Below are 20,867 nucleotides of genomic sequence, written 5' to 3'. Positions count from 1 at the left end.
CGGGCGATGGTCGAGGTCGACTTCGCCCAGCTGCAGCTGTGGCTGACCACCTTCTTCTGGCCGTTCGTGCGCCTCAGCGCCTTTCTTGCCGCCTCGCCGCTGTGGGGGCACGACAGCGTGCCGACCCAGGCCAAGATCGGCCTGGCCGTGCTGCTGGCGGTGGTGCTGGGACCGAACCTGCCGCCGCTGCCGGCGGTGCCGCTGGTGTCGTGGACCAGCCTGGGCATCGTCCTCGAGCAGACGGTGATCGGCGTGGCCATCGGCCTGACCATGCGGGTGATCCTGGCCGTGGTGCAGGCTGCCGGCGAGATCATCGGCCTGCAGATGGGTCTGGGCTTCGCCACCTTCTTCGCCCCGGACACCGGCACCAACACCATGATCCTGTCGCGGCTGCTGTACATGATCAGCCTGTTGATCTTCCTCGCCCTCGACGGCCACCTGCTGGTGCTGGAGATCCTCGCCGCCAGCTTCACCAGCCTGCCGATCGGCCAGGCGCTGGACCCGGCGGCCGGCATCAGCCTGGTGCGCTACGCCGGCAGCATCCTCGCCTCGGGCCTGCTGCTGGCGCTGCCGCTGGTGGCGGCGCTGCTGACCATCAACCTGGCGATGGGCATCCTCAACCGCGCCTCGCCGCAGCTGACGGTGTTCGCAGTCGGCTTCCCGCTGACCCTGCTCGTCGGCCTGGTGCTGATGATGGTGCTGATGAACGACCTTGGCCGCTTCCTCGAGGGCCTGTTCGGCGGCGGCCTGCAGTTCCTGCGCCAGTTCATCGACAGCCTGGCGCTGGGCAGCTGATTACATCAGGTTGAATAGCGACAGCTTCTGCACGTCGACGAAGGCCTTCTGCGCCGCCTGCAGGCCGACCTGGCGCAGCGTGTAGTCGGAAATCGCCTTGTTGTAATCGAGATCGAGGCGCTCGGAGAGGATCTGCTCGTAGTTGAGCATGCGGTTGTCACCGACCACGTCGAGCACGTCCAGCTCGTTGAGGCGTGCACCCACCGAGGCACGCACCGAGAGGACATTGTCGAAGCTGTTGTCCAGCGCCTTGCTGGAGGACGCCAGCACGCTGCGCAGGTTGTCGCGTCCGGCCTCGCCGTCCACCGGGGTGGCGAGCACGTCGATGGCGTCCTTCAGGGCGGCGAACAGGTCGGCATCCTCGCTGCTGCGGAAGATCGCCTGGCCGTGGTCGACGCTGGGCATCAGCCGCGCCGAGTCGACCTGCTGGGCCTTGACGCCCGTGTCGCCGACATAGCTGACCCGGCCGTCGGCATCTTGCACGAACGGCGGGGTGCCGTCCCGATAGCCGCCGAACAGGTAGCGGCCGTTGCCGTCCATGCTGTTGGCCTGGCCGACCAGGCCCTGATAGATGCCGTTGAGCTCCTGGCCGATGGCGTCGCGATCGGCATCGCTGAGGGTGCCGTTGCCGGCCTGCACCAGCAGGGTGCGGGCGCGCACGATGAAGTCCGAACTGCTGTTGAGCACGCTCTCCTGCTGGGACAGGCTGTTGCGCGCGCTGACCCGGGCATTGGCGTATTGCTGGTCGACCGCCTTGGCCTGGTCGACGCCGACCGCCAGCGAGGCGGCCTGCGGATCGTCGGAGGGGTTGACCACCCGGCGGCCACTGGAAATCTGCTGGCCGATCTTGAGGAACTCGCCCTGCTGGCGATTCAGCGAGTTGAGGCTCTGCTCGTACATGGTGATGGTGCTGATGCGCATCGCGCTTGTCTCCTATCGATCAGGCACGAATGCCGAGCAGGGTGTCGAGGACCGCCGCGCCGATCTCGATGACCTTGGCGTTGGCCTGATAGAACTGCTGGTAGCGGATCAGGTTGGCGGCTTCCTCGTCGAGATTGACTCCCGATTCGGCCTGCTGGATGCCACGCAGCTGCTCATTGAGACCCTGCTGCACCGCGAGGTTGGCCGCGGCAATGTTGGTGCGGTTGCCCACGTCGCTGACCATGGCCGCATAGCTCTGGTTCAGGGTGGCCTGGCCACCGACCACGCTCCGGGTCTGCAGTGCCTGCAGCTTCAGGGCATTGCGGTTGTCGCCCGAGCCACTGCCATCCACCGGCTGACCGGCGGCGATGCGCGCGGGATCCGTGAGACTGCTGGCCATCTGGCCGGCAGCACGCCGAGTGGGCTGCACCACGAAGCGGTCGCCGTCAGCCGGGGTACCGCTGACCTGCACGCTCATGCCTGCGAAGCTCAGGGTGCCATTGCCCTCATCGTAGTTGGCATCCACCGACGTGCCGATATCACGGCGTATCACACTGTAACCAGCGGCTGCAGTCCAGGACACGTCGTAGTCGCTGGCGGTCAGGCTGTCCAGCGCAGCCGGGTCGTAGCTGGCGCTCAGCGAAGCATCGCCGCGGTTCTGTCCGTTGCTGAAGCTGACCGGCTGGCCGATGGCGAAGAAGTCGCCGCCCGTCTCGCCATAGAGATCCACGCCCTCGGCATGCTGCTGGTTGAACGCCACCGCCAGCGATACCGCCAGCTGCCCCAGCTGGTTCTGCGTGCGGTCGAGGGTCTCGCGGCGGAAAGTCATCAGGCCGCCCAGTTCACCTTCGCGAAAGGTGGTGTCGGCAAATTCGAGCAGGTTGCCGGAGCCATCGCGGTAGCCGACCACGATGCGGCTGGCTTCCTCGGAGGAGCGCATCGCCTCGAGCTTGAAGCTGTTGCTGCCGCTGACCAGGCTCAACCCGTTGCTCAGGCTCAGGTTGTAGGTGTCGCCGTCCTGAATGGTCAGGCGCGCATCGACGCGCTGGCTCAGCTCGGCGACCAACTGGTCGCGCTGGTTGAGCAGGCCGTTGGGCGCCTCTCCGGTCTTGGCCTTGGCCAGGCTGATCTCGCGGTTGAGCTTGGCGATCTGCTCGGTGCTGTTGTTGATCTGGGTGACCTGATCCTTGATCTGGCCACCCAGGCTGCGCTGCATGTCGCTGAGGTAGCCGTCGAAGGCGCGAAACTGGCCGCTCAGGGTTTCTGCCGCCCCCAGCACACCCTGCCGGGCCGCCGGGTCGGCGGGCGACGCCACCACATCCTCCAGCGCGGAGAAGAAGTTGCGCATCAGCGGCGCCAGACCGGCCTCGCGGTCGGCCATCAGGTTGTCGATCTGGCTGACCTGCGTGTGATAGCTGCTCAACCCGCCGGCGACGCTGTTGCTGCGGTTCAACTGGTTGCTGACGAACTGGTTGAACTGGCGCTCGATATTGGCCACCTGCACGCCGCCCCCGGCAATGCTCTCGCTCAGCTGAGGCAGCTGGCGGTTGTAGCCCGGGGTGTAGACATTGCTGATGTTGGTGCTGGTGGTCGCCAGCACGGTCTGCGCGCTGTTGAGACCACTGACGCCGATGGAAAAGATGCTCATTGAAGCCGTTCCTGTTCAACCTTGCTCAGTTTATCGGCAGTGTCGCCACGATCTTGAGAGCCGCAGGGGTGACGGGCCGCACATTGCAGGCTCCGCAGCGGCGGGTCAGAGCTGCGCCACCTGGCGCGCCGGATCGAAGGGAGCGAGGGTCGCCATCACCGCGATCAGCTTGTCGGCATACGCCGGATCGGTGGCGTAGCCGCCACGCTGCAGGGCGCGCGCCGCCTGCTGGGCATCCGGCGCGCTGACCACGCCGGCATAGCGCGGGTTGTTGCCGATCAGCTGGGCGTAGTCGGTGAAGGCCGCCTCGAAGGACTCGTAGACGCGGAAGCGCTCGACCCGACTCTGCGCCTGGCCGTCGATGTACTCGGTGGTACGCACCTCGGTGGTCGGCCCCTGCCAATTGGCCCCGGCCTTGATGCCGAACAGGTTGTGGCTGTTGCCGCCATTGGCGGTGGCGATCTCGTGGCGCCCCCAACCTGTTTCCAGTGCGGCCTGGGCGAGGATCAGCTCGGCCGGTACGCCGCTGGCGCGGCTGGCGGCGCGAGCCGGTGCCTGCAGGCGGTCGACGAAGGACTCGACATGGCTCGCGCGCCCGCTGCCGGTGTCGCGACCGACACCATCCACGGCGACGCTCTCGGCGCGTGGCAGCGTAGCCGGGCGGCTGATCGGCTCGAAGCGGCTGACGACCGGCTGGGCCGGCGGAGCGCTGGCTGCCGCCGGATCCAGCTGCAATGCCCCGTACAGCGGGCGCGGCGTACCGCGTGGGATACCGGCGATCAGGCCATCGCGCACCGCGCCAGTGGCCGACTCGTCAGCCATCCCCGGCTGGCTCCTGAGCTGCTGGACCAGTTGCTCGGCAAGCCCCAGCCCGTTGCCGGCCAGCTGCTGCGCGCGCTGCTGATCGAGCATCTCGGTGTAGAAGCGGCTCTGCTCGCTGTCGAGCAGGCCCGACTGCGGGCTGGCCTCGCGCATGCTCTTCAGCATCATCTGCAGGAACAGTGCCTCGAACTGCTTGCTGGCTTCGCGCAGGCCTTTGTCCGGATCCTGGCGAGCGGTCTGCTTGAGACGCTGGACGCCCTGCATATCGAGGGCAAACTGACTGCCCAGATCGCCAACACTCATCAGATGATCTCCAGTTCGGCACGCAATGCGCCGGACGCCTTGAGCGCTTCGAGAATCGACATCAGGTCCTGCGGCGTGGCGCCCAGCGCGTTCAGCGCCTTGACCACGTCGAGCAGGTTGGTACTCGGCGCCACCATGCGCAGACCGGTACCCTGCTGCTCGACGGTGATCTGCGCATCGGGAACCACCACGGTCTGGCCTTCGCTGAACGGCGCCGGCTGGCTGACCTTGGGCTGATTGTCGATGACTACCGACAGGTTGCCATGCGCTACCGCGGCGCTCTGCAGGGTCACCGTGCCATTGAGCACCACGGCGCCGCTGCGCGAGTTGATGATCACCTTGGGCGACACCTCGCCAGAGCCGATATCCAGACTCTCCAGGCGCGCCATGAAGTTGACCCGGCCATTGGGGTCGCGCGGCGCGTCCAGCAGGATCAGCCCGCCATCCTGGGCGCTGGCCACGGTACGGCCGAAGGCGTAGTTGATCGCCGTGACCATGCGCTGCGCCATGCCGAAGTCCGGCTGCTTGAGCTGCAACTCGAGCAGGCCGCGCTCATTGCCGAGCTGCAACGGCACCTCGCGCTCGACGGTGGCACCGCGGCTGATCCGTCCGCCGGCCTGCTGGTTGATCTGTACGCTGCTGCCGCCGGCCTCGGCCCCGGCGCCGCCGACCAGCAGGTTGCCCTGGGCCAGTGCATAGGTTTCGCCATCGGCGCCCTTGAGCGGGGTCATCAGCAGGGTGCCGCCCCGCAGGCTGCGGGCGTTACCCACCGAGGACACCACCACATCCAGCCCCTGCCCCGGACGGACGAACGCCGGCAGCTGCGCGGTGACCATCACCGCGGCGATGTTGCGCAGCTGCATGTTGGTGCCTGGCGGTACGGTGATGCCCAGCTGCGACAGCATGTTGGTCAGGCTCTGGCCGGTGAACGGCGCCTGCATGGTCTGGTCGCCGGAGCCATCCAGCCCCACCACCAGGCCGTAGCCGACCAGGGCATTGCTGCGCACGCCGGCAAATTCGGCCAGATCGCGCAGGCGCTCGGCCTGTACGGCACCGGCGCCGCTAAGGCCAAGCAGCAGGCCGAGCAGCACCAGGGAGGGGCGAAGAAGATCCAGGATGGACAGTTTCATGACGATTTCCGGCGCTCGCCCATCAGAATGGCGAGATATTGAGGAAGATGCGCTGCAACCAGCCCATGTGCTGGGCTTCGTTGATGTAGCCATCGCCGACGTATTCGATGCGCGCATCGGCCACCTGGGTCGACGGCACGGTGTTCTGCCCGGTGATGGTGCGCGGGTTGACCACCCCGGAGAAGCGGATGAATTCGGTGCCCTGGTTGATGGCGATCTGTTTCTCGCCACGCACCCGCAGGTTGCCGTTGGCCATCACCTCCAGCACCGACACGGTGATGGTGCCGCTGAAGGCGTTGTTGGCCCGCGAGCCACCGCTGCCACTGAAGGCGTTGTCGCCCTCCAGCTCGGCTTCCCACTCGGACAACTTGCGGAGCTTGTCCGGCACAGTGATCGGCGTAAGACTGGCAGAGCCGCTGCGGGTCGCGTTGGACGCCGCGTTCTTGCTGGCGCTGACCTGCTCGTTGAGGACGATGGTCAGAATATCGCCGACCATGCGCGGACGGCGATCCTCGAACAACGGCTGGAAGCCGTGCCGCGCCTGGTAAATCGAGCCATTGCCCTGCCCCAGCGGTCGCTCGGGAATGCGCACCTGCTCCTGCTCGCCGACGACCGAGGCGCGCGGCAGCTGCGCACAACCACTCAGCAGCAGGGCTGGCAGCAGCGCGACCAGCAGCGCCCGACGAGCGAGGAATGACCGCATGCTCGCCCCCCTCATTACAGCTGGGTCAGCCGAGCGAGCATCTCGTCGGAGGTCTGCACGGCCTTGCTGTTGATTTCATAGGCGCGCTGGGTCTGGATCATGCTGACCATCTCCTCCACCACGTTGACGTTGGAGGTTTCCACGTAGCCCTGATAGAGCACACCCACGCCGTTGAGGCCCGGCGTGCTTTCGTTGCGCGGCCCCGAGCTGTCGGTTTCCAGATAGAGATTCTCGCCGGTGCTCTGCAGGCCGGTGGGGTTGATGAAGGTAGCCAGGGTGATCTGGCCGACCTCGCGACTCTGCGTGCTACCCGGCTCGGTCACTGAAACCACACCGTCCTGGGCGATGGTCACCGACAGGGCATTCTCCGGAATGGTGATCGCCGGCTCCAGCGGGTAGCCGCTGGCGGTGACCATCTGGCCATTCTGGTCGATCTGGAAGCTGCCATCGCGGGTATAGGCGGTGCTGCCGTCGGTCAGCAGCACCTGGAAGAAACCGTTGCCGTTGATCGCCAGATCCCGCGAATTCTCGGTGTTCTGCAGGTTGCCCTGGCTATGCAGGCGCTCGGTGGCCACCGGACGCACGCCGGTGCCGATCTGCAGCCCCGAGGGCAGACTGGTCTGCGTCGTGCTCTGCGCACCGGGCTGACGCAGGTTCTGGTACAGCAGGTCCTCGAACACCGCGCGCGAGCGCTTGAAGCCGCTGGTGCTGACGTTGGCCAGGTTGTTGGCAATCACGTCCATCTGCACCTGCTGGGATTCCAGGCCGGTTTTCGCCGTCCACAGCGATCTGATCATCTCGTTTCTCCGAATAGGTTCGCCAGGGCTCAGCCCTGCAGCGACAGCAGGCTGTTGGCGCGCTGGGCGTTTTCGTCGGCGCTGCCGATGACCTTCATCTGCATGTCGTAACGCCGGGCGTTGTCGATCATCGCCACCATGGCCGCGGTCGGGCTGACGTTGCTGCCTTCCAGCGCAGCGGAGGCCAGGCGCAGGTTCTCGTCGGCGGGCAGCGCCACGCCGACGCCATTGGCATCCGGCTGGCTGCGGAACAGACCGTCCTCGCCACGCACCAGACTGCCGGGCGCCGCCGACACCAGTTTCAGACGGCCCGCCTCGGCGATGCTGTCCGGCGCCTCGCCCTCGCCGATCGCGCTCAGGGTGCCGTCGCTGCCGATGCTCACGGAACTGCCCAGCGGCACGGTCAGCGGCCCGCCGTCGCCGATCACCGGGCGCCCCAGCACGCTGAGCATGCCGTTGGCATCCACCTGCAGGTCGCCGCGGCGGGTGTAGGCCTCACTGCCATCGGCAGCCTGCACGGCCAGCCAGCCGCCGTCCTGAATGGCCACATCCAGCTCGCGCCCGGTGCTGCTGACCGGTCCCGCGCTGAAGTCGGCGGTCGGCGCACTGGCCACCGCCAGGGTGCGGGTCGCCAGCCCGTCGCCGCCGACCGGCTCGGCACGCATGACCGCCAACTGGGCACGGAAGCCCGGCGTCGAGGCGTTGGCCAGGTTGTGGCTGACCACCGACTGCTGCTCGAGGCTGGAGCGCGCGCCGCTCATGGCCGTGTAGAGGATGCGATCCATCGGTCAGACTCCTCAGCGCAGGTTCACGGCCTGCTGCAGCACTTCGTCCTGCAGCTTGATGGTCTGCGCGTTGGCCTGGAAGTTGCGCTGGGCGATGATCAGGTTGACCAGCTCCTTGGTCAGATCGACGTTGGAGGTCTCGATCACGCCCGCTTCGACGCTGCCAAACAGACCGGTGCCCGCCTCGCCGATCAGCACCTGCCCGGAGTCGGCAGTTTCGACCCAGCCGCCCCCCACCGGGGTCAGGCCCTCGGGGTTGCGGAAGTTGGCCATGGCGATGGTGCCCAGCACCAGGGTCCGCTCGTTGGAGTAGTTGCCGATGACTTGGCCCTTCTTGTCGACGGAAATCCCCGTCAGACTGCCGGAGGTGTAGCCATCCTGAGTCAGGCTGCCCAGCTCGAACTCGTTGGCGAACTGGGTGCTGCCGGTGAGGTTCAGCTTGAAGTCGAGGTTGTTGGCACCATTGTCCAGCGCAAAGGTGACATTCCCAGGCTCGTAGCCAGCGACCAGCAGGCCGTTACTGTCGAAAGCCAGCGGAATATCCGTCTCGGAAAACTGCTGCCCTTCAGGCGTGGAGCGCCCCGCCTTGACCTCCCACGTATTGACGCCCGTCTTGATGAAATACAGGGTCAGCGTCTGCGCCGTACCCTGGGAGTCGAACACGGTGGCGCCGTTGGCGTAGGAGTAGGTGGCCGGCTTGAGCGGATCGAACGCCGCCGGGTCCAGAGTCGCCATGCCGGCATTGAGGTTCATGGTGGCCTTGACCTCGCCGGTGGCCTTGGCCGGCAGGCCGGCCGCCGAAACATTCAGCTGCTGCAGCTGGCCGCCGCTGCCGGCCGCTCCCGGATAGCCGGTCAGCCGACCACCCTGGGCGTTTTCCAGAAAGCCATCCGGAGTCATGGTCAGCTGGCCATTACGCGCGTAGATGATCTGTTCACCTTGGTCAAAGCGCAGGAACCCTCCCCCGCTGATGGCCAGGTCCAGATTGCGCCCGGTCGCCTCCAGGTTGCCATCCTTGAAGTTCTGCTGGATCGCAGCCACGCTGACGCCCAGACCGACCTTGGCGCCGGCATACACATCGGCGAACTGCATGCTCGCGCTCTTGTAGCCCACGGTCTGCGCATTGGCGATGTTGTTGCCCATCACATCGAGGTTCTTGGAGGCCGCGTTGAGACCGCTGAGTGCCTGCGAAAAGCCCATATTGACTTCACTCCCCTGGCGCAGCGGCCTTGAGCCTGCCACGCGAATCCGCATGAAAAAACTGGTTAAAGGATCTGCCGAACGTCCTGCAGGCCGACCCGACCCAGGGTGGCGCCCAGATCCAGCAGCGGCCCGCCGCTGCCACTGCTGACGCCACCGACCTGGGCATAGGTGAGCAGGGTGTGTGATTGCGCGCGCCCCTCCGTGGTCGCCTGCACGCTCACGCGGTAGGCGCCGTCCGGTGCAGCGCTGCCGTCATTGAGGGTGCCATCCCAGACGAACGACTCGACCCCCGCCGCCAGCGCACCGAGGTTGAACTGGCGCACGGCCTGACCGCTGCCGTCCATGATGGTGACCTGGACCTCGTCGGCCGGCGCTGCCAGCTCGATGCCGAACGAGGTGGTTTCGCCACTGCCGACCAGCACCCGGTCGCCGGGCACCAGCACGCCACGACCGATCAGCGATGCCGCCTGCAAAGCCTGGCCGGCATCGATCTGCCCGGTGATGCCGCGCAGCGTCTGGTTCAGCTCCTCGATGCCGCTGAGGGTGTTGACCTGCGCCAGCTGCGAGGTCATCTCGGCGTTTTCCATCGGCTTGAGCGGATCCTGGTTCTGCAACTGGGTGACCAGCAGGGTCATGAAGTTGGAACGCAGGTCTTCGGCCTTCTGCTTCTCGCTGGCGGCCGCCGAGGCGCCGCCGTTGATCGAGCTGATGACCGAACTGTCGATAGTGCTACTCATGGCAGTGCTCCTCAGCCGTCGCCCAGGGTCAGGGTCTTGAGCATCAGCTGCTTGCTGGTGCTCATCACCTCGACGTTGGCCTGGTAGGAGCGCGAGGCCGAGATCATGTTGACCATCTCGTTGACCGGCTCGACGTTGGGCATGCTCACATAGCCGCGCTCGTCCGCCAGCGGATGACCGGGGCGGTACTCCAGACGCATCGGCGCCGGGTCCTCGATCACCCGTGCCACGCGCACGCCGCCAACACCCTGGCTGTCGCCGCCCTGGGCCTCGAAGATGACCTGCTTGGCGCGGTAGGCCTGGCCATCCGGCCCGGTCACGCTGTCGGCGTTGGCCAGGTTGCTGGCGGTGACGTTCATGCGCTGCGACTGCGCGCTCAGCGCGGAGCTGGAAATATTGAAGATGTTGAACATCGACATGACGGATTACTCGGGCTGCAGGGCCGACTTGAGCCCCTGGATACGACTGTTCATCAGCGTCAGGCTGGTCTGGTAGCGCACCGCGTTGTCGGCGAATTCGCCGCGCTCGCGATCCATGTCCACCGTATTGCCGTCCATGCTCAGCTGACCGGGGATGCGGTAGAGCATCTCGCGCTCGGCGCCCAGGCTGTCCAACCGCGCATTAAGGTGCCGCGCATCGGTGGTCCGCAGCCCGTGACTGCCGGCGGCCAGTTGCCCACCCTGGGCAGCCTTGCTCAGTTCGGCGGCAAAATCGAAATCGCGCGCCTTGAAGTTTGGCGTGTCGGCATTGGCAATGTTGTTGGCCAGCACCTGCTGGCGCTCGGCACGCAGCCCCAGCGCCAGCTGGTGGATACGCAACGCACCGTCAAGCTTGTCGATCATGCGGGCGACCTCCGCGCACAAGGGAAAGTGATTCAGCGCACAGAATAGGGGGCACCCCGCCAACGCAAAGGCCTGAACAGGCCGGTATTTACCGGCCAATTTCAGCCTTGCCGGTGAGCCGGCCGGCCTAGAATTTCTGCTCTGCACATCCCCCGAGCCATCGCCATGCCGTGTCACCGCCGCGCAGTGCTTCGCCCCCCGCGCTGCCTGCTGACAAGCCTGATCGCCCTGCTGGCGCTCCCCCCTGTCGCTCAGGCCGCCGAGGCGGAGCTTGTGGAAGCCCGCGTGCGCGAACTGCTGAGCCGTGAAGCCGCCGGCCCCGGCCGCCAGGTCGACGTGGCGGTCCACCCAGCTAGCGCCCAGCTACCGCCCTGCGCGGATCCGCAGCCCTTCCTGCCGCACCCGAAACTGCGCGTACCCGGACGGGTGGCGGTAGGCGTGCGCTGCGAGGGCGCCGGGAGCCGCTACCTGCAGGCCACGGTGACGATCAGCGCCGACTATCCGGTGACCCGCCGCGCCCTGGCCGCCGGCGAGGTGCTGAGCGCCGAGATGCTGGAGCTGCGCCACGGCGACCTCGGTCGCCTGCCGCGTAATGCCGTTCTCGCTACCGAGCAGGCGATCGGCAGCGAACTCAGCCGGGCCCTGCCGATGGGCAGCCCGCTGCCCGGCAACGCCCTGCGCAGCGTGCCACTGGTCGCGCGTGGGGCACGGGTCAGGGTCGAGGCCCGCGCCGGCAGCTTCGTCGCCAGCCGCGATGGCACCGCCCTCGACAATGGCGGACTCGGCGAGGAGATTCGCATCCGCAGCGAGGGCGGCGAGATCCTCCGCGCCCGGGTCAGCGGTCGGAACCTGTTGAGCGTCGATTTCTAGTCGCCGGCAGTGGCGTGCATAATCTGCGAACGGACGCACGTTTCTGCTTCTCGATTGACTCAAGTCAGCCCGCCAGCGGCCGATAGTGAAGTCAGAACCCACGCAAGGGAGATATCCCGTGAAAATCGACAGCTCTCATCCGCCCGCCCGTCCGGCAGCGGCGGAAGGCAAAGAGGCCAGCGCCAGACCCCAGCGCAGCCAGGCCAAACCCCAGACCGAATCGTCATCGACGGTCAGTCACCTGAACGCCGCCGCCAGCAGGAATGCGAGCCAGGACGTGGACTCGACGCGTGTGGCCGAAATTCGCCAGGCGATCCTCGAGGGGCGCCTGCAGATCAACGCCGAGCGTATCGCCGACGGCCTGATCGCCAGCGTGCGCGAACAACTCGGTCAAGACTGATCCATCCGCCTCGGAGCCCGCATGAGCCTGGCCAAACACCTTGCCCGCCAATCCACCTGCGTGGCGCAGTTCATTCTGCTGCTCGAAGACGAAGCCCGGCTGCTCGCCGCAGGCAAGGTCGACGGCTCGCAGCTGAGCGAGCTGGCGGCGCGCAAGCAGGCCCTGCTGGGCGACATCGCGCAGATGGAAAGCCAGCGCCAGTACGCGCAGAGCCGGCTCGGCTACGGCGATGACCGCATGGGGGCCGAACGCGCAGCCGCCGAGGCCGGCTGCCTGGCAACCTGGCAGCAACTGCTCGAACAGGCCAGCCGCGCCCAGATGCTCAACCGCTTGAACGGCGAGAGTGTTCGCACCCGCCTGGAACACAACCAGCGCATGCTGAACTTTCTCCACGAAGCGGCCGGACAAGGTCTCTACGGCAGTGACGGCCAGGCCCGCCGGGGCAGCCTGGCCAGTATCGACTCGCGGGCCTGAGCGCAGAAATCCGCTAGTAGCCCATTGCAGAGCCTCTGCCGGCCCGGCGCCGTCACCAAACCGCAACAACCACATGATATCAAGACGCCATCACTTGATCGCTTGTGGACCTCCGAATGCTATCCCGCCTGAAAATTGGTGCCCGCCTGGGCGTTGCCTTTGGCTCCATTGCACTGCTGCTCGCTGCCGCCACGGGCGTTGGACTGCAGGGTCTCGCCGTACAGAAACGGACCGCCGACCAAATCCTCCAGGTTGACGTCAACCTCTCGCACAATGCCGCCGAAGTGCGCCGCCTGTCCCTCGAGGGACGCCGTGCCGAGAAGAACATCTTCCTCAACGTCAACAATCCGCAAGCCGTACGGACCCACAAGCAGCACTGGGATGTCAGCCAACAGGCGCTGCAAGACACGCTCGACGCGGGCGCCGCGCTGGCACCCGATGCCGAACTGCGCGGGCTGTACCTGCAATCTGCCACCTTGCTCGACGCCTACAAGAACGGCTTCAGCACGGTATTCGTGCGCATCGACGCCGGCGAGATCAGCGACCCGTCGATTGCCGACATGGTTTTCGGCCAATTCAATGACGAGATCCAACAGCTGGACCAACTGGCGGCAAGCATCGACCAGGCATCCCTCCAGCGGATGGCCAACGCGGGCGAACAGATCGCCCGACAACACCGCAACGCCCTGATCGGCCTGCTGGCATTCTCCGCCCTGGCCCTGCTGATTGCCGCAATCATGGCGGTGCGCATCACCCGCAGCATTGCGGTTCCGCTGCACAGCGCACTGGTAGCGACCCGCCGCGTCGCCGATGGCGATCTGACCCAGGCCATCTTCGGCAATCCCCACGACGAAACGGGCCTGCTGCTCGAGGCCATGAGCGAAACCAACCAGAAACTGTCTGCCCTGGTGAGTTCGCTGCACGACAGCAGCGAGCAGGTATTCACCGGCGCCCACGAGGTCTTCCTCGGCAGCCAGGAGCTGTCCGCGCGCACCGACGAGCAGGTTGCCGCCCTGCAGCAGACGGCCTCCAGCATGGAGCAGATCACCGCCCTGGTGCAGCAGAACAGCGAGTCCACCGAGCAGGCCAATCGCCTGGCCGCCGCCGCGGCGCGCACCGCCGAGAGCGGCGGCCGGGACGTCGAGCAGAGCATCCAGCTGATGCAGGAAATTGCCGCCAGCTCGCAGAAGATCAACGACATCATCACCGTCATCGACTCGATCGCCTTCCAGACCAACATCCTCGCCCTCAACGCCTCGGTCGAGGCGGCCCGCGCCGGCGATCAGGGCCGCGGCTTTGCCGTGGTTGCCGCAGAGGTACGCATGCTGGCCAGCCGCAGCGCCGCCTCGGCCAACGAGATACGCACCCTCATCGAGGAAACCGGCAGCAAAATCAACCACGGCGTGCGCCAGGCCGAACACAGCGGCCAGACCATCCGCGAAACCGTGGCCTCGATCGGCCAGCTCTCCACGCTGATGCAGGAGATCGCCAGCGCCACCCGCGAGCAAAGCGCCGGCATCGGCCAGATCAATAGCGCGATCAACCAGCTGGACAGCACCACCCAGCAGAACGCCACCCTGGTCGAACAGTCCCGCGCCGCCGTCGCCGCCCTGGAAAACCAGGCTGGACGGATGAAGGAGCTGGTCGCCACCTTCAAGACCACCGACACCACCCCGCACGAGGCCTGGCCAGCGCTCGAACAGCAGTACACCACCACCCGCGACACCGCCCAGCCAGCCGGCGCCGCGCTGTGGGCGACCTGCTGAGCCTCCGCCGGCCCGCCTGCGCAGTCGTGCGCCCAGCCGGGACAGGTACAGCGCGCCGCATTCGCACTTCAAGTTATCCGCCCCAGCGCCGATAAGGGGAGCAACAGCAAGAACTCAGTGACACCGGCGCGCACCCCGCTCGTTCTCACCCCGCCAGGAGAACGAGCGCACCGCCCGTATCGAGTTCAGCATCTGGCTCCCAACGGTAATCGACACGCATGAACACCCCGGCCAGCCTCCTGCCAGTAGAAGCCGCTGCACAGGCGCTCGACGACAGGCACTCCACCGCCACGACAAACCCCGACAGCGCTGCACTGTCTCCGCTGTTTCGGCTGGCGATCGAGCAGTCATTCAATGCCGTATTGCTGACCGATGCCGAGCCCGGCCCACACGGGCCACGGATCCTGTATGCCAATCCGGCGTTCTGCCGCATGACGGGCTACCACGCCGAGGAGTTGATCGGCAGGACACCACGCCTGTTGCAGGGGCCGCTGACCAGCCCGAAGGTGCTCAAGGAGATGAGCGCATGTCTGCACGATGGTCGCCACTTCCAAGGCTCGACCATCAACTACCGCAAGGATGGTTCTCCCTACACGGTCGAATGGAACATCTCGCCGGTACGCAACGAGGCCGGCGCCATCACCCATTTCGTCTCGACACAACAGGACATCGGCGACCTGATCGCCGCCCAACACTCGGCGCAACTGCTCGCCAACGCACTCAACGTGGCGCAGGATGCGATCTTCATCACCAGCCCGGAAGGCGTGATCGAGTACGCCAACCATGGCTTCGAGCTGGTCACCGGCTACAGCAGCGCCGAGGCCCTGGGCAGCACCCCGACCATCCTCAAGTCGGGCGAACAGGGGCAGCCCTTCTACCAGCGCCTGTGGCACAGCCTGCGCTCCGGCCAGACCTTTCGCGCCACGCTGGCCAATCGACACAAGGACGGCCACCTCATCCACTGCGAAGAGACCATCACCCCCGTGCATGACCGCCATGGCGTGGTGACCCACTTCGTCAGCATCGTCAAGGACCTGACCACCCGGATCCGGGTCGAACAGGAGCTGCGCAAGCAGGCCATGCTCGACGGTCTGACCGGGCTGCTGAACAGACGCTCGGGCGAGCTGGAACTCGAGAAGGCCTACCTGGCGAGCCATGAGGGTTGCCGGTCCTTCTGCGTGCTGCTGGCCGACGTCGACCATTTCAAGGCCATCAACGATACCTGGGGGCACCCGGCGGGCGATGCCGTGCTCAAGAATATCTCCGGCCTGCTGCGTTCCAGCGTCCGCGCCACCGACAGCGTGGCACGCTGGGGCGGCGAGGAATTCCTGATCGTGCTGCCCTACTGCGAGCTGTCGGCTGCGCAGAAACAGGCAGAATGCATCCGCAGCAGCGTGGAGAGGGCACAGCAGCCGGAAGTAGGCCGGATCACCCTGTCCATCGGCGTGGCCCAGATACAGGACAACGAAACCCTGGCCGGCCTGATCAACCGCGCGGACAAGGCCCTCTACCGGGCAAAGAAGGAGGGCCGTAACCTGGTGTGCTGTGCCTAGCGGCACCAGGAGCCAGCCGCTTTCCCCAGGGCTTGGGCAAGATCAAAAGCCCCATGCACCAACACAGCTGCGGCTGGACGACTCCGGCCACTGCACAAGCTGACGTGCAAGGTTCAATCGCCCTCATACCCCTGCAAATCCAGCCCTTCCCTCAAATATTCCGCCAGAAACGGGTGAGCGATCAGGTAGTCGGCGGTGCGCGTGTTCCACTGCTCGCCGGCCTGCTTGAGCAACTCGTCCCACTCCTCCAGCGTCCCATCGCCGCGGCCCAGCCACATCAGCGCGACCACCTCCTGCTGCTGGTCCGGCTCCAGGTCGTCGATGATCGACTCGAACTCGCTGTAATACTCGTCATCCTCATGATCGGCCAGCGCCTGCAGCGCCCAGTCGTCGCTCGGGCTGTTGGGCTCCTGGGGGATAACGACCCCTTCCTTGGCGTGGAAGGTGCGAGCTAATGCCATGAGCCGGGAAATTGTTTCCGAACTGACGCTGATCATTCTCGTGCTCCTCTTGGCAGGTCAGCTTTCAAGTATGGGCCGGATTGCGCAACTTGCCTGACTGGGGCTTGATGAGCAGATGAGCGACAGCCACCGGGACACAGCCCATGCTCCATGACGCAGCACCAGGCACGCCCACCCGGCTGTTCGGCGCCTTCGACCGGCACAATTTCGGCGATCTGCCGGTCCCGCACCGCCTGGCAGCTCGGGCGACGGATCAGCCCAAATTGTGCCCATTGATTTATTGATTCCGTGTACCTGTACCCATCAATTCCGGCCGCCTAGGCTGAGTGCCAGAATCCAATCCGCCAGAGAGATCGCGATGCTCACCGTTCCCTTCAAGCAAGTCGACGTGTTCACCAAGACCCCGTTCAAGGGCAATCCGGTTGCCGTGGTGCTGCAGGCCGAGGGCCTGAGCAGCACGCAGATGCAGCAGATCGCCCACTGGACCAACCTGTCTGAAACCACCTTCGTGCTGCCGGCGACCAGCGCCGCGGCCGACTACCGGGTGCGGATCTTCACCCCTGCCTCCGAGCTGCCGTTCGCCGGCCACCCGACCATCGGCACCGCTCATGCGCTGCTGGAGGCCGGGCTGATCGTCCCGCGCGACGGCCGGCTGGTGCAGGAGTGCGCGGCAGGGCTGGTGCAGCTGGAGGTGAGCCGGGATGGCGACGGCGAACGCTGGATCACCTTCGACCTGCCGCAGCCGGCGATCACCGCGCTGGACGACGCCGAGGTCGACGAGCTGGAAGCCATCCTCGGCTGCGCCGTGTCCCGCGAAGCCCGGCCGCGGCTGATCGACGTCGGCGCGCGCTGGATCGTCGCCCAGCTGGACAGCGCCGCGGCGGTGCTGGCCTGCCAGCCGGACATGGCGCGCATGAAGCTGATCGAGCAGGAGCCGCAGGAAACCGGTGTGACCATCTTCGGCGCCTACCCCGCCGGCCAGCCGGCAGGCATCGAGGTGCGCTCCTTCGCCCCGGCCTGCGGCATCGACGAGGACCCGGTGTGCGGCAGCGGCAACGGCTGCGTCGCCGCCTTCATCCGCGACAGCGGGCAGACCGCGCACTTCGGCAGCCAGTACCTCGCCGCGCAGGGCGCCGCCATCGGTCGAGCCGGGCTGCTGCGCATCGCCATCGACGACGCGCGCATCCGGGTCGGCGGCATGGCAGTGACCTGCATCGACGGGCAGATGGCGTACTGAATCGGCGCAACATCCCGGCAGACTGGTGGCAGAGCGCTAGCCTTGGAGTGACGCTGCAACCACTGCCGAGGTGAGTCATGCCCCAACCCGCTGCAAGTGCGCTGATGCTGGCCCTGGGCTCCACGCTGCTGCTGAGCGCCTGCGCCGGTGGCGCGGGGGTGAAATACCCCACGCTGGATGGCGCCAAGCCCTTGGTGATCGGCCACCGCGGCGCCGCCGGCTACCTGCCGGATCACACGCTGGAGGGCTACCGCAAAGCCATCGAGCTGGGCGCCGACTTCATCGAGCCCGACCTGGTGGCCACCAGGGACGGTGTGCTGGTCGCGCGCCATGAGCCGAACATCACCGCCACCACCGACGTGAAAGATCGCCCCGAGTTCGCCAGCCGCAAGACTCGGCGGACGGTCGATGGCGTCGCGGAGGAAGGCTGGTTCGTCACCGACTTCACCCTCGCCGAACTCAAGACCCTGCGCGCCATCCAGCCGTTCCCCGACCGCGATCAGTCCTACAACGGCCGGTTCCCGATTCCCACCTTCGAGGAGGTGCTTGACCTGGCCAAAAGCGAGGGGGCACGCGTCGGGCGCAGCATCGGCGTATATGTGGAGACCAAGCATCCCACCTATCACACCGGCCTTGGGCTCAAGCTCGAGGATCGCCTGCTCGACACCCTGGCCCGCTACGGCTACACGCGCCGGGATTCGCCGGTGATCCTGCAGTCGTTCGAGGTGGCCAACCTCAAGTACCTGCGCGGCAAGACCCAGCTGCGCCTGGTCCAGCTGGTCGACGCCAGCGACATCGATGCCGATGGCCGCATCCAGCTGGCCGCGCCCTTCGACAAGCCCTACGACTTTGCCGTGGTTGGCGATCCGCGCACCTTCGCCAGCCTGCTGACCCCGGAGGGACTCAAGGAAATAGCGACCTACGCCGACGGCATCGGTCCATGGAAGCCCTACCTGATTCCCTCACGGCTGCTGGATGACGACCGGGACGGCCAGCCGGACGACCTCAACAGCGACGGCCAGTTCGACGAGCGCGACCGGGAGATGCTGGCGCCCACCGACGTGGTCAGCAACGCCCACGCCGCCGGCCTGTTCGTGCACCCCTACACCTTCCGCAGCGAAGCCAAACGCCTGGCGTCCGACTTCCAGGGCGATCCCCTGGCCGAATACCGGCTGTTCTACCAGTTGGGAGTGGACGGTGTGTTCAGCGAGTTTGCCGACCACGCCAAGGCGGCGCGCGACCAGTGATGAGGCCTCAGGAAACCCCAGACCTCGCCGCCGCTACAGCCAGCCCAGGCGCTTGAAGAGGCATCGCCGGGCGGCCTGAACCGGCAACCGTTATCTGTACATTCATACAGATAACGGTTGCCTGAACGCCCATTTCTGCACATGCTTTGCGCCATCGCGACAACGACTGATGGCAACCATGCGGCTCTTCCTCTGCGAAAAACCCTCCCAGGCCAAGGACATCGCCAAGGTGCTCGCCGCCAGCCGCCGCGGCGACGGCTGCTGGCTGGGCACGGACGTGACGGTGACATGGTGCATCGGCCACCTGCTGGAAACCGCGCCACCGGATGCCTACGACGCCCGCTACAAGCGCTGGGACCTCAAGGACCTGCCCATCGTCCCCGAGCGCTGGAAGATGCTGGTCAAGCCGAAGACCGCCAGCCAGTTCAAGGCGGTCAAGCGCCTGCTCGGCGAATGCAGAGAGCTGGTCATCGCCACCGACGCCGACCGCGAGGGCGAGATGATCGCCCGCGAGCTGGTGGAGCACTGCCGTTATCGCGGGCCGATCCAGCGCCTGTGGCTGTCGGCGCTGGACGATGCGTCGATCCGCAAGGCGCTGGCGGCGCTCAAGCCGGGCGCCGAAACCTTCAATCTCTACCACGCCGCGCTGGGCCGCTCGCGCGCCGACTGGCTGATCGGCATGAACATGAGCCGGCTGTTCACCCTGCTCGGCCGCCAGGCCGGCTACCAAGGCGTGCTGCCGGTGGGCCGCGTGCAGACGCCGACCCTGCGCCTGGTGGTGGACCGCGACCGCAGCATTGCCGACTTCGTGCCGGTGCCGTTCTGGGCCATCGACGTGCAGCTGCTCGCTGATGGCGTACCCTTCGCCGCCCAGTGGCGCGCCCCCGAGGACGCCTGCGACGAGCAGGGTCGCTGCCTCAAGCCGGAACTGGCGCGCGAAGCCGCCGAGGCCATGCGCCGCACCGCCAGCGCCCGGCTGGTCAAATTGCAGACCGAGCGCATGCGCGAGGCGGCGCCGCTGCCGTTCGATCTGGGCACCCTGCAGGAAGTCTGCTCGAAGAAGCTCGGCCTCGGCGCCCAGGAAACCCTCGACATCGCCCAGGCGTTGTACGAGACGCACAAGGTGATCACTTACCCGCGCAGCGATTGCGGCTACCTGCCGCTCAGCCAGCACGGCGAGGCGCCGGCGATCCTCGCCGCGCTGGGGCGCGCCGATCCGGCGCTGGCCGAGCTGCTGAAATACGTCGATGCGCAGCGTCGCTCGCGGGCCTGGAACGACGCCAAGGTCAGTGCCCACCACGGCATCATCCCCACCGCCGCCGCCAAGGAACTCGACCGCCTGGTCGGCAAGCAGCGCGCCGTCTACACCCTGATCCGCGCGCGCTACCTCGCGCAGTTCCTGCCCAACCACGAATACGACCGCACCCAGGCCGACTTCGACTGCGCCGGCCACGCCCTGCGCGCGGTGGGCAAGCGCATCGTCGAGCCCGGCTGGCGGCGCGCGCTGCCGGAGGCGCTGACCCCGGCTCGGGGCCGCGAGGCAGTCGAGCCGCAGGCGTTGCCGGCGCTGCGCGAGGGCCAGGACTGCGTGGTTGATGGGGTAACGCTCAAGGACCTGTGGACCCAGCCGCCCAAGCCGTTCACCGAGGGCGACCTGATCAAGGCGATGAAGAACGTCGCCAAGCTGGTCGACGACCCGCGCCTCAAACAGAAGCTCAAGGACACCACCGGCATCGGCACCGAGGCGACCCGCGCCGGGATCATCCAGGGCCTGCTCGACCGCGGCTACCTGACCAAGCAGGGCAAGGCGCTGGCGGCGACTCCGGCGGCGTTCAGCCTGATCGACGCCGTGCCGCGGCCGATCGCCGACCCCGGCACCACGGCGATATGGGAGCAGGCGCTGGACATGGTGCAGAGCGGCGAGATGCCGCTGGAGGAGTTCGTCGCCAAGCAGTCGGCATGGATGAGCAAGCTGGTCGAGCGCTGCGCCAGCCTGCGCCTGACCATCAGCGGCGCGCCGGCCGGCACCACGGGCAAGCCGGCCTGGAAGGGCAAGCGTAAGGACGCCCCGCGCAAGAGCGGCCCGCGAAAGGCTGGGGGCAAGACGGCCAAGCGCACCACCCCCTCAGGGTCGGAGCGGATCTAGAGACACTCCGTCTGCTGCGACCATGTC

The 20,867-nt window shown here is 66.7% G+C and carries 21 protein-coding genes; 9 read left to right on the top strand and 12 right to left on the bottom strand.

What is annotated here, in order from left to right; translation table 11 throughout:
* The first annotated feature begins 6 nt into the window (after positions 1 to 6).
* Positions 7 to 795 carry a flagellar biosynthetic protein FliR gene (gene fliR / locus BM297_RS03845; protein WP_092428455.1) on the top strand — a complete coding sequence of 263 codons (789 nt, stop codon included), beginning with the start codon at positions 7 to 9 and terminating at the stop codon, positions 793 to 795.
* On the opposite strand, the gene flgL is transcribed toward fliR, so the two are convergent.
* From flgL to flgB, 11 genes are all read right to left on the bottom strand, one after another.
* The gene (gene flgL, locus BM297_RS03840) at positions 796 to 1,716 is read right to left on the bottom strand and encodes a flagellar hook-associated protein FlgL (RefSeq protein WP_092428453.1); all 921 of its coding nucleotides are present in this window, start codon (positions 1,714 to 1,716) and stop codon (positions 796 to 798) included. It lies immediately after the preceding gene.
* 19 nt (positions 1,717 to 1,735) lie between these two features.
* Entirely contained in the window at positions 1,736 to 3,364 is a 1,629-nt protein-coding gene (gene flgK, locus BM297_RS03835; RefSeq protein WP_092428451.1) for a flagellar hook-associated protein FlgK, read from the bottom strand.
* A 105-nt stretch (positions 3,365 to 3,469) separates the two neighbouring features.
* Positions 3,470 to 4,489 carry a flagellar assembly peptidoglycan hydrolase FlgJ gene (gene flgJ, locus BM297_RS03830; RefSeq protein WP_092428449.1) on the bottom strand — a complete coding sequence of 340 codons (1,020 nt, stop codon included), beginning with the start codon at positions 4,487 to 4,489 and terminating at the stop codon, positions 3,470 to 3,472.
* Positions 4,489 to 5,619 (bottom strand): flagellar basal body P-ring protein FlgI, encoded by a 1,131-nt coding sequence (locus BM297_RS03825; protein WP_092428447.1) that lies wholly within the window; start codon positions 5,617 to 5,619, stop codon positions 4,489 to 4,491. Before BM297_RS03825 ends, flgJ begins: the two co-directional genes overlap by 1 nt.
* A 22-nt stretch (positions 5,620 to 5,641) precedes the next feature.
* The gene (locus BM297_RS03820; protein WP_092428445.1) at positions 5,642 to 6,322 is read right to left on the bottom strand and encodes a flagellar basal body L-ring protein FlgH; all 681 of its coding nucleotides are present in this window, start codon (positions 6,320 to 6,322) and stop codon (positions 5,642 to 5,644) included.
* A 14-nt stretch (positions 6,323 to 6,336) separates the two neighbouring features.
* On the bottom strand, positions 6,337 to 7,119 hold the full coding sequence (gene flgG, locus BM297_RS03815; protein ID WP_092428443.1) for a flagellar basal-body rod protein FlgG: 783 nt from the start codon (positions 7,117 to 7,119) through the stop codon (positions 6,337 to 6,339).
* 29 nt (positions 7,120 to 7,148) lie between these two features.
* Positions 7,149 to 7,904 carry a flagellar basal body rod protein FlgF gene (locus BM297_RS03810; RefSeq protein ID WP_092428441.1) on the bottom strand — a complete coding sequence of 252 codons (756 nt, stop codon included), beginning with the start codon at positions 7,902 to 7,904 and terminating at the stop codon, positions 7,149 to 7,151.
* 12 nt (positions 7,905 to 7,916) lie between these two features.
* Entirely contained in the window at positions 7,917 to 9,104 is a 1,188-nt protein-coding gene (flgE, locus tag BM297_RS03805; protein WP_092428439.1) for a flagellar hook protein FlgE, read from the bottom strand.
* Positions 9,105 to 9,169: 65 nt separating this feature from the next.
* Positions 9,170 to 9,844 carry a flagellar hook assembly protein FlgD gene (flgD, locus tag BM297_RS03800; RefSeq protein ID WP_092428437.1) on the bottom strand — a complete coding sequence of 225 codons (675 nt, stop codon included), beginning with the start codon at positions 9,842 to 9,844 and terminating at the stop codon, positions 9,170 to 9,172.
* Positions 9,845 to 9,855: 11 nt separating this feature from the next.
* A complete protein-coding gene (flgC, locus tag BM297_RS03795) occupies positions 9,856 to 10,263 on the bottom strand; it encodes a flagellar basal body rod protein FlgC (protein ID WP_092428435.1) in 408 nt (135 codons plus the stop codon).
* Positions 10,264 to 10,269: 6 nt separating this feature from the next.
* Positions 10,270 to 10,686, bottom strand: a complete 417-nt coding sequence (gene flgB, locus BM297_RS03790; RefSeq protein WP_092428433.1) for a flagellar basal body rod protein FlgB — start codon at positions 10,684 to 10,686, stop codon at positions 10,270 to 10,272.
* A gap of 285 nt (positions 10,687 to 10,971) precedes the next feature.
* Here flgB and flgA point away from each other — a divergent pair, with 285 nt between their 5' ends.
* The 5 genes from flgA to BM297_RS03765 all read left to right on the top strand — a co-directional run bounded on the left by flgA (position 10,972) and on the right by BM297_RS03765 (position 15,749).
* Positions 10,972 to 11,556 carry a flagellar basal body P-ring formation chaperone FlgA gene (gene flgA, locus BM297_RS03785; protein WP_175526593.1) on the top strand — a complete coding sequence of 195 codons (585 nt, stop codon included), beginning with the start codon at positions 10,972 to 10,974 and terminating at the stop codon, positions 11,554 to 11,556.
* Positions 11,557 to 11,674: 118 nt separating this feature from the next.
* Positions 11,675 to 11,956 (top strand): flagellar biosynthesis anti-sigma factor FlgM, encoded by a 282-nt coding sequence (flgM, locus tag BM297_RS03780; RefSeq protein WP_092428429.1) that lies wholly within the window; start codon positions 11,675 to 11,677, stop codon positions 11,954 to 11,956.
* Between the two features lie 21 nt (positions 11,957 to 11,977).
* A complete protein-coding gene (locus tag BM297_RS03775) occupies positions 11,978 to 12,430 on the top strand; it encodes a flagella synthesis protein FlgN (RefSeq protein ID WP_092428427.1) in 453 nt (150 codons plus the stop codon).
* 116 nt (positions 12,431 to 12,546) lie between these two features.
* Positions 12,547 to 14,196 carry a methyl-accepting chemotaxis protein gene (locus tag BM297_RS03770; protein ID WP_092428425.1) on the top strand — a complete coding sequence of 550 codons (1,650 nt, stop codon included), beginning with the start codon at positions 12,547 to 12,549 and terminating at the stop codon, positions 14,194 to 14,196.
* A 218-nt stretch (positions 14,197 to 14,414) separates the two neighbouring features.
* Positions 14,415 to 15,749 (top strand): sensor domain-containing diguanylate cyclase, encoded by a 1,335-nt coding sequence (locus BM297_RS03765; protein ID WP_092428423.1) that lies wholly within the window; start codon positions 14,415 to 14,417, stop codon positions 15,747 to 15,749.
* Between the two features lie 113 nt (positions 15,750 to 15,862).
* Here BM297_RS03765 and BM297_RS03760 read toward each other — a convergent pair whose 3' ends face one another.
* Entirely contained in the window at positions 15,863 to 16,246 is a 384-nt protein-coding gene (locus BM297_RS03760; RefSeq protein WP_092428421.1) for a DUF3775 domain-containing protein, read from the bottom strand.
* Between the two features lie 322 nt (positions 16,247 to 16,568).
* Here BM297_RS03760 and BM297_RS03755 point away from each other — a divergent pair, with 322 nt between their 5' ends.
* The 3 genes from BM297_RS03755 to BM297_RS03745 all read left to right on the top strand — a co-directional run bounded on the left by BM297_RS03755 (position 16,569) and on the right by BM297_RS03745 (position 20,840).
* Positions 16,569 to 17,447, top strand: coding sequence for a PhzF family phenazine biosynthesis protein (locus tag BM297_RS03755; RefSeq protein WP_092428419.1), 879 nt, complete (start codon positions 16,569 to 16,571; stop codon positions 17,445 to 17,447).
* Between the two features lie 77 nt (positions 17,448 to 17,524).
* A complete protein-coding gene (locus BM297_RS03750) occupies positions 17,525 to 18,694 on the top strand; it encodes a glycerophosphodiester phosphodiesterase (protein ID WP_175526592.1) in 1,170 nt (389 codons plus the stop codon).
* 178 nt (positions 18,695 to 18,872) lie between these two features.
* A complete protein-coding gene (locus tag BM297_RS03745; RefSeq protein ID WP_175526591.1) occupies positions 18,873 to 20,840 on the top strand; it encodes a DNA topoisomerase III in 1,968 nt (655 codons plus the stop codon).
* The last annotated feature ends 27 nt before the right edge of the window (positions 20,841 to 20,867 follow it).

Source organism: Geopseudomonas sagittaria (assembly GCF_900115715.1).
GTDB classification, from domain to species: Bacteria; Pseudomonadota; Gammaproteobacteria; order Pseudomonadales; family Pseudomonadaceae; genus Geopseudomonas; species Geopseudomonas sagittaria.
This window is presented reverse-complemented; position numbering and strand designations above follow the sequence as displayed.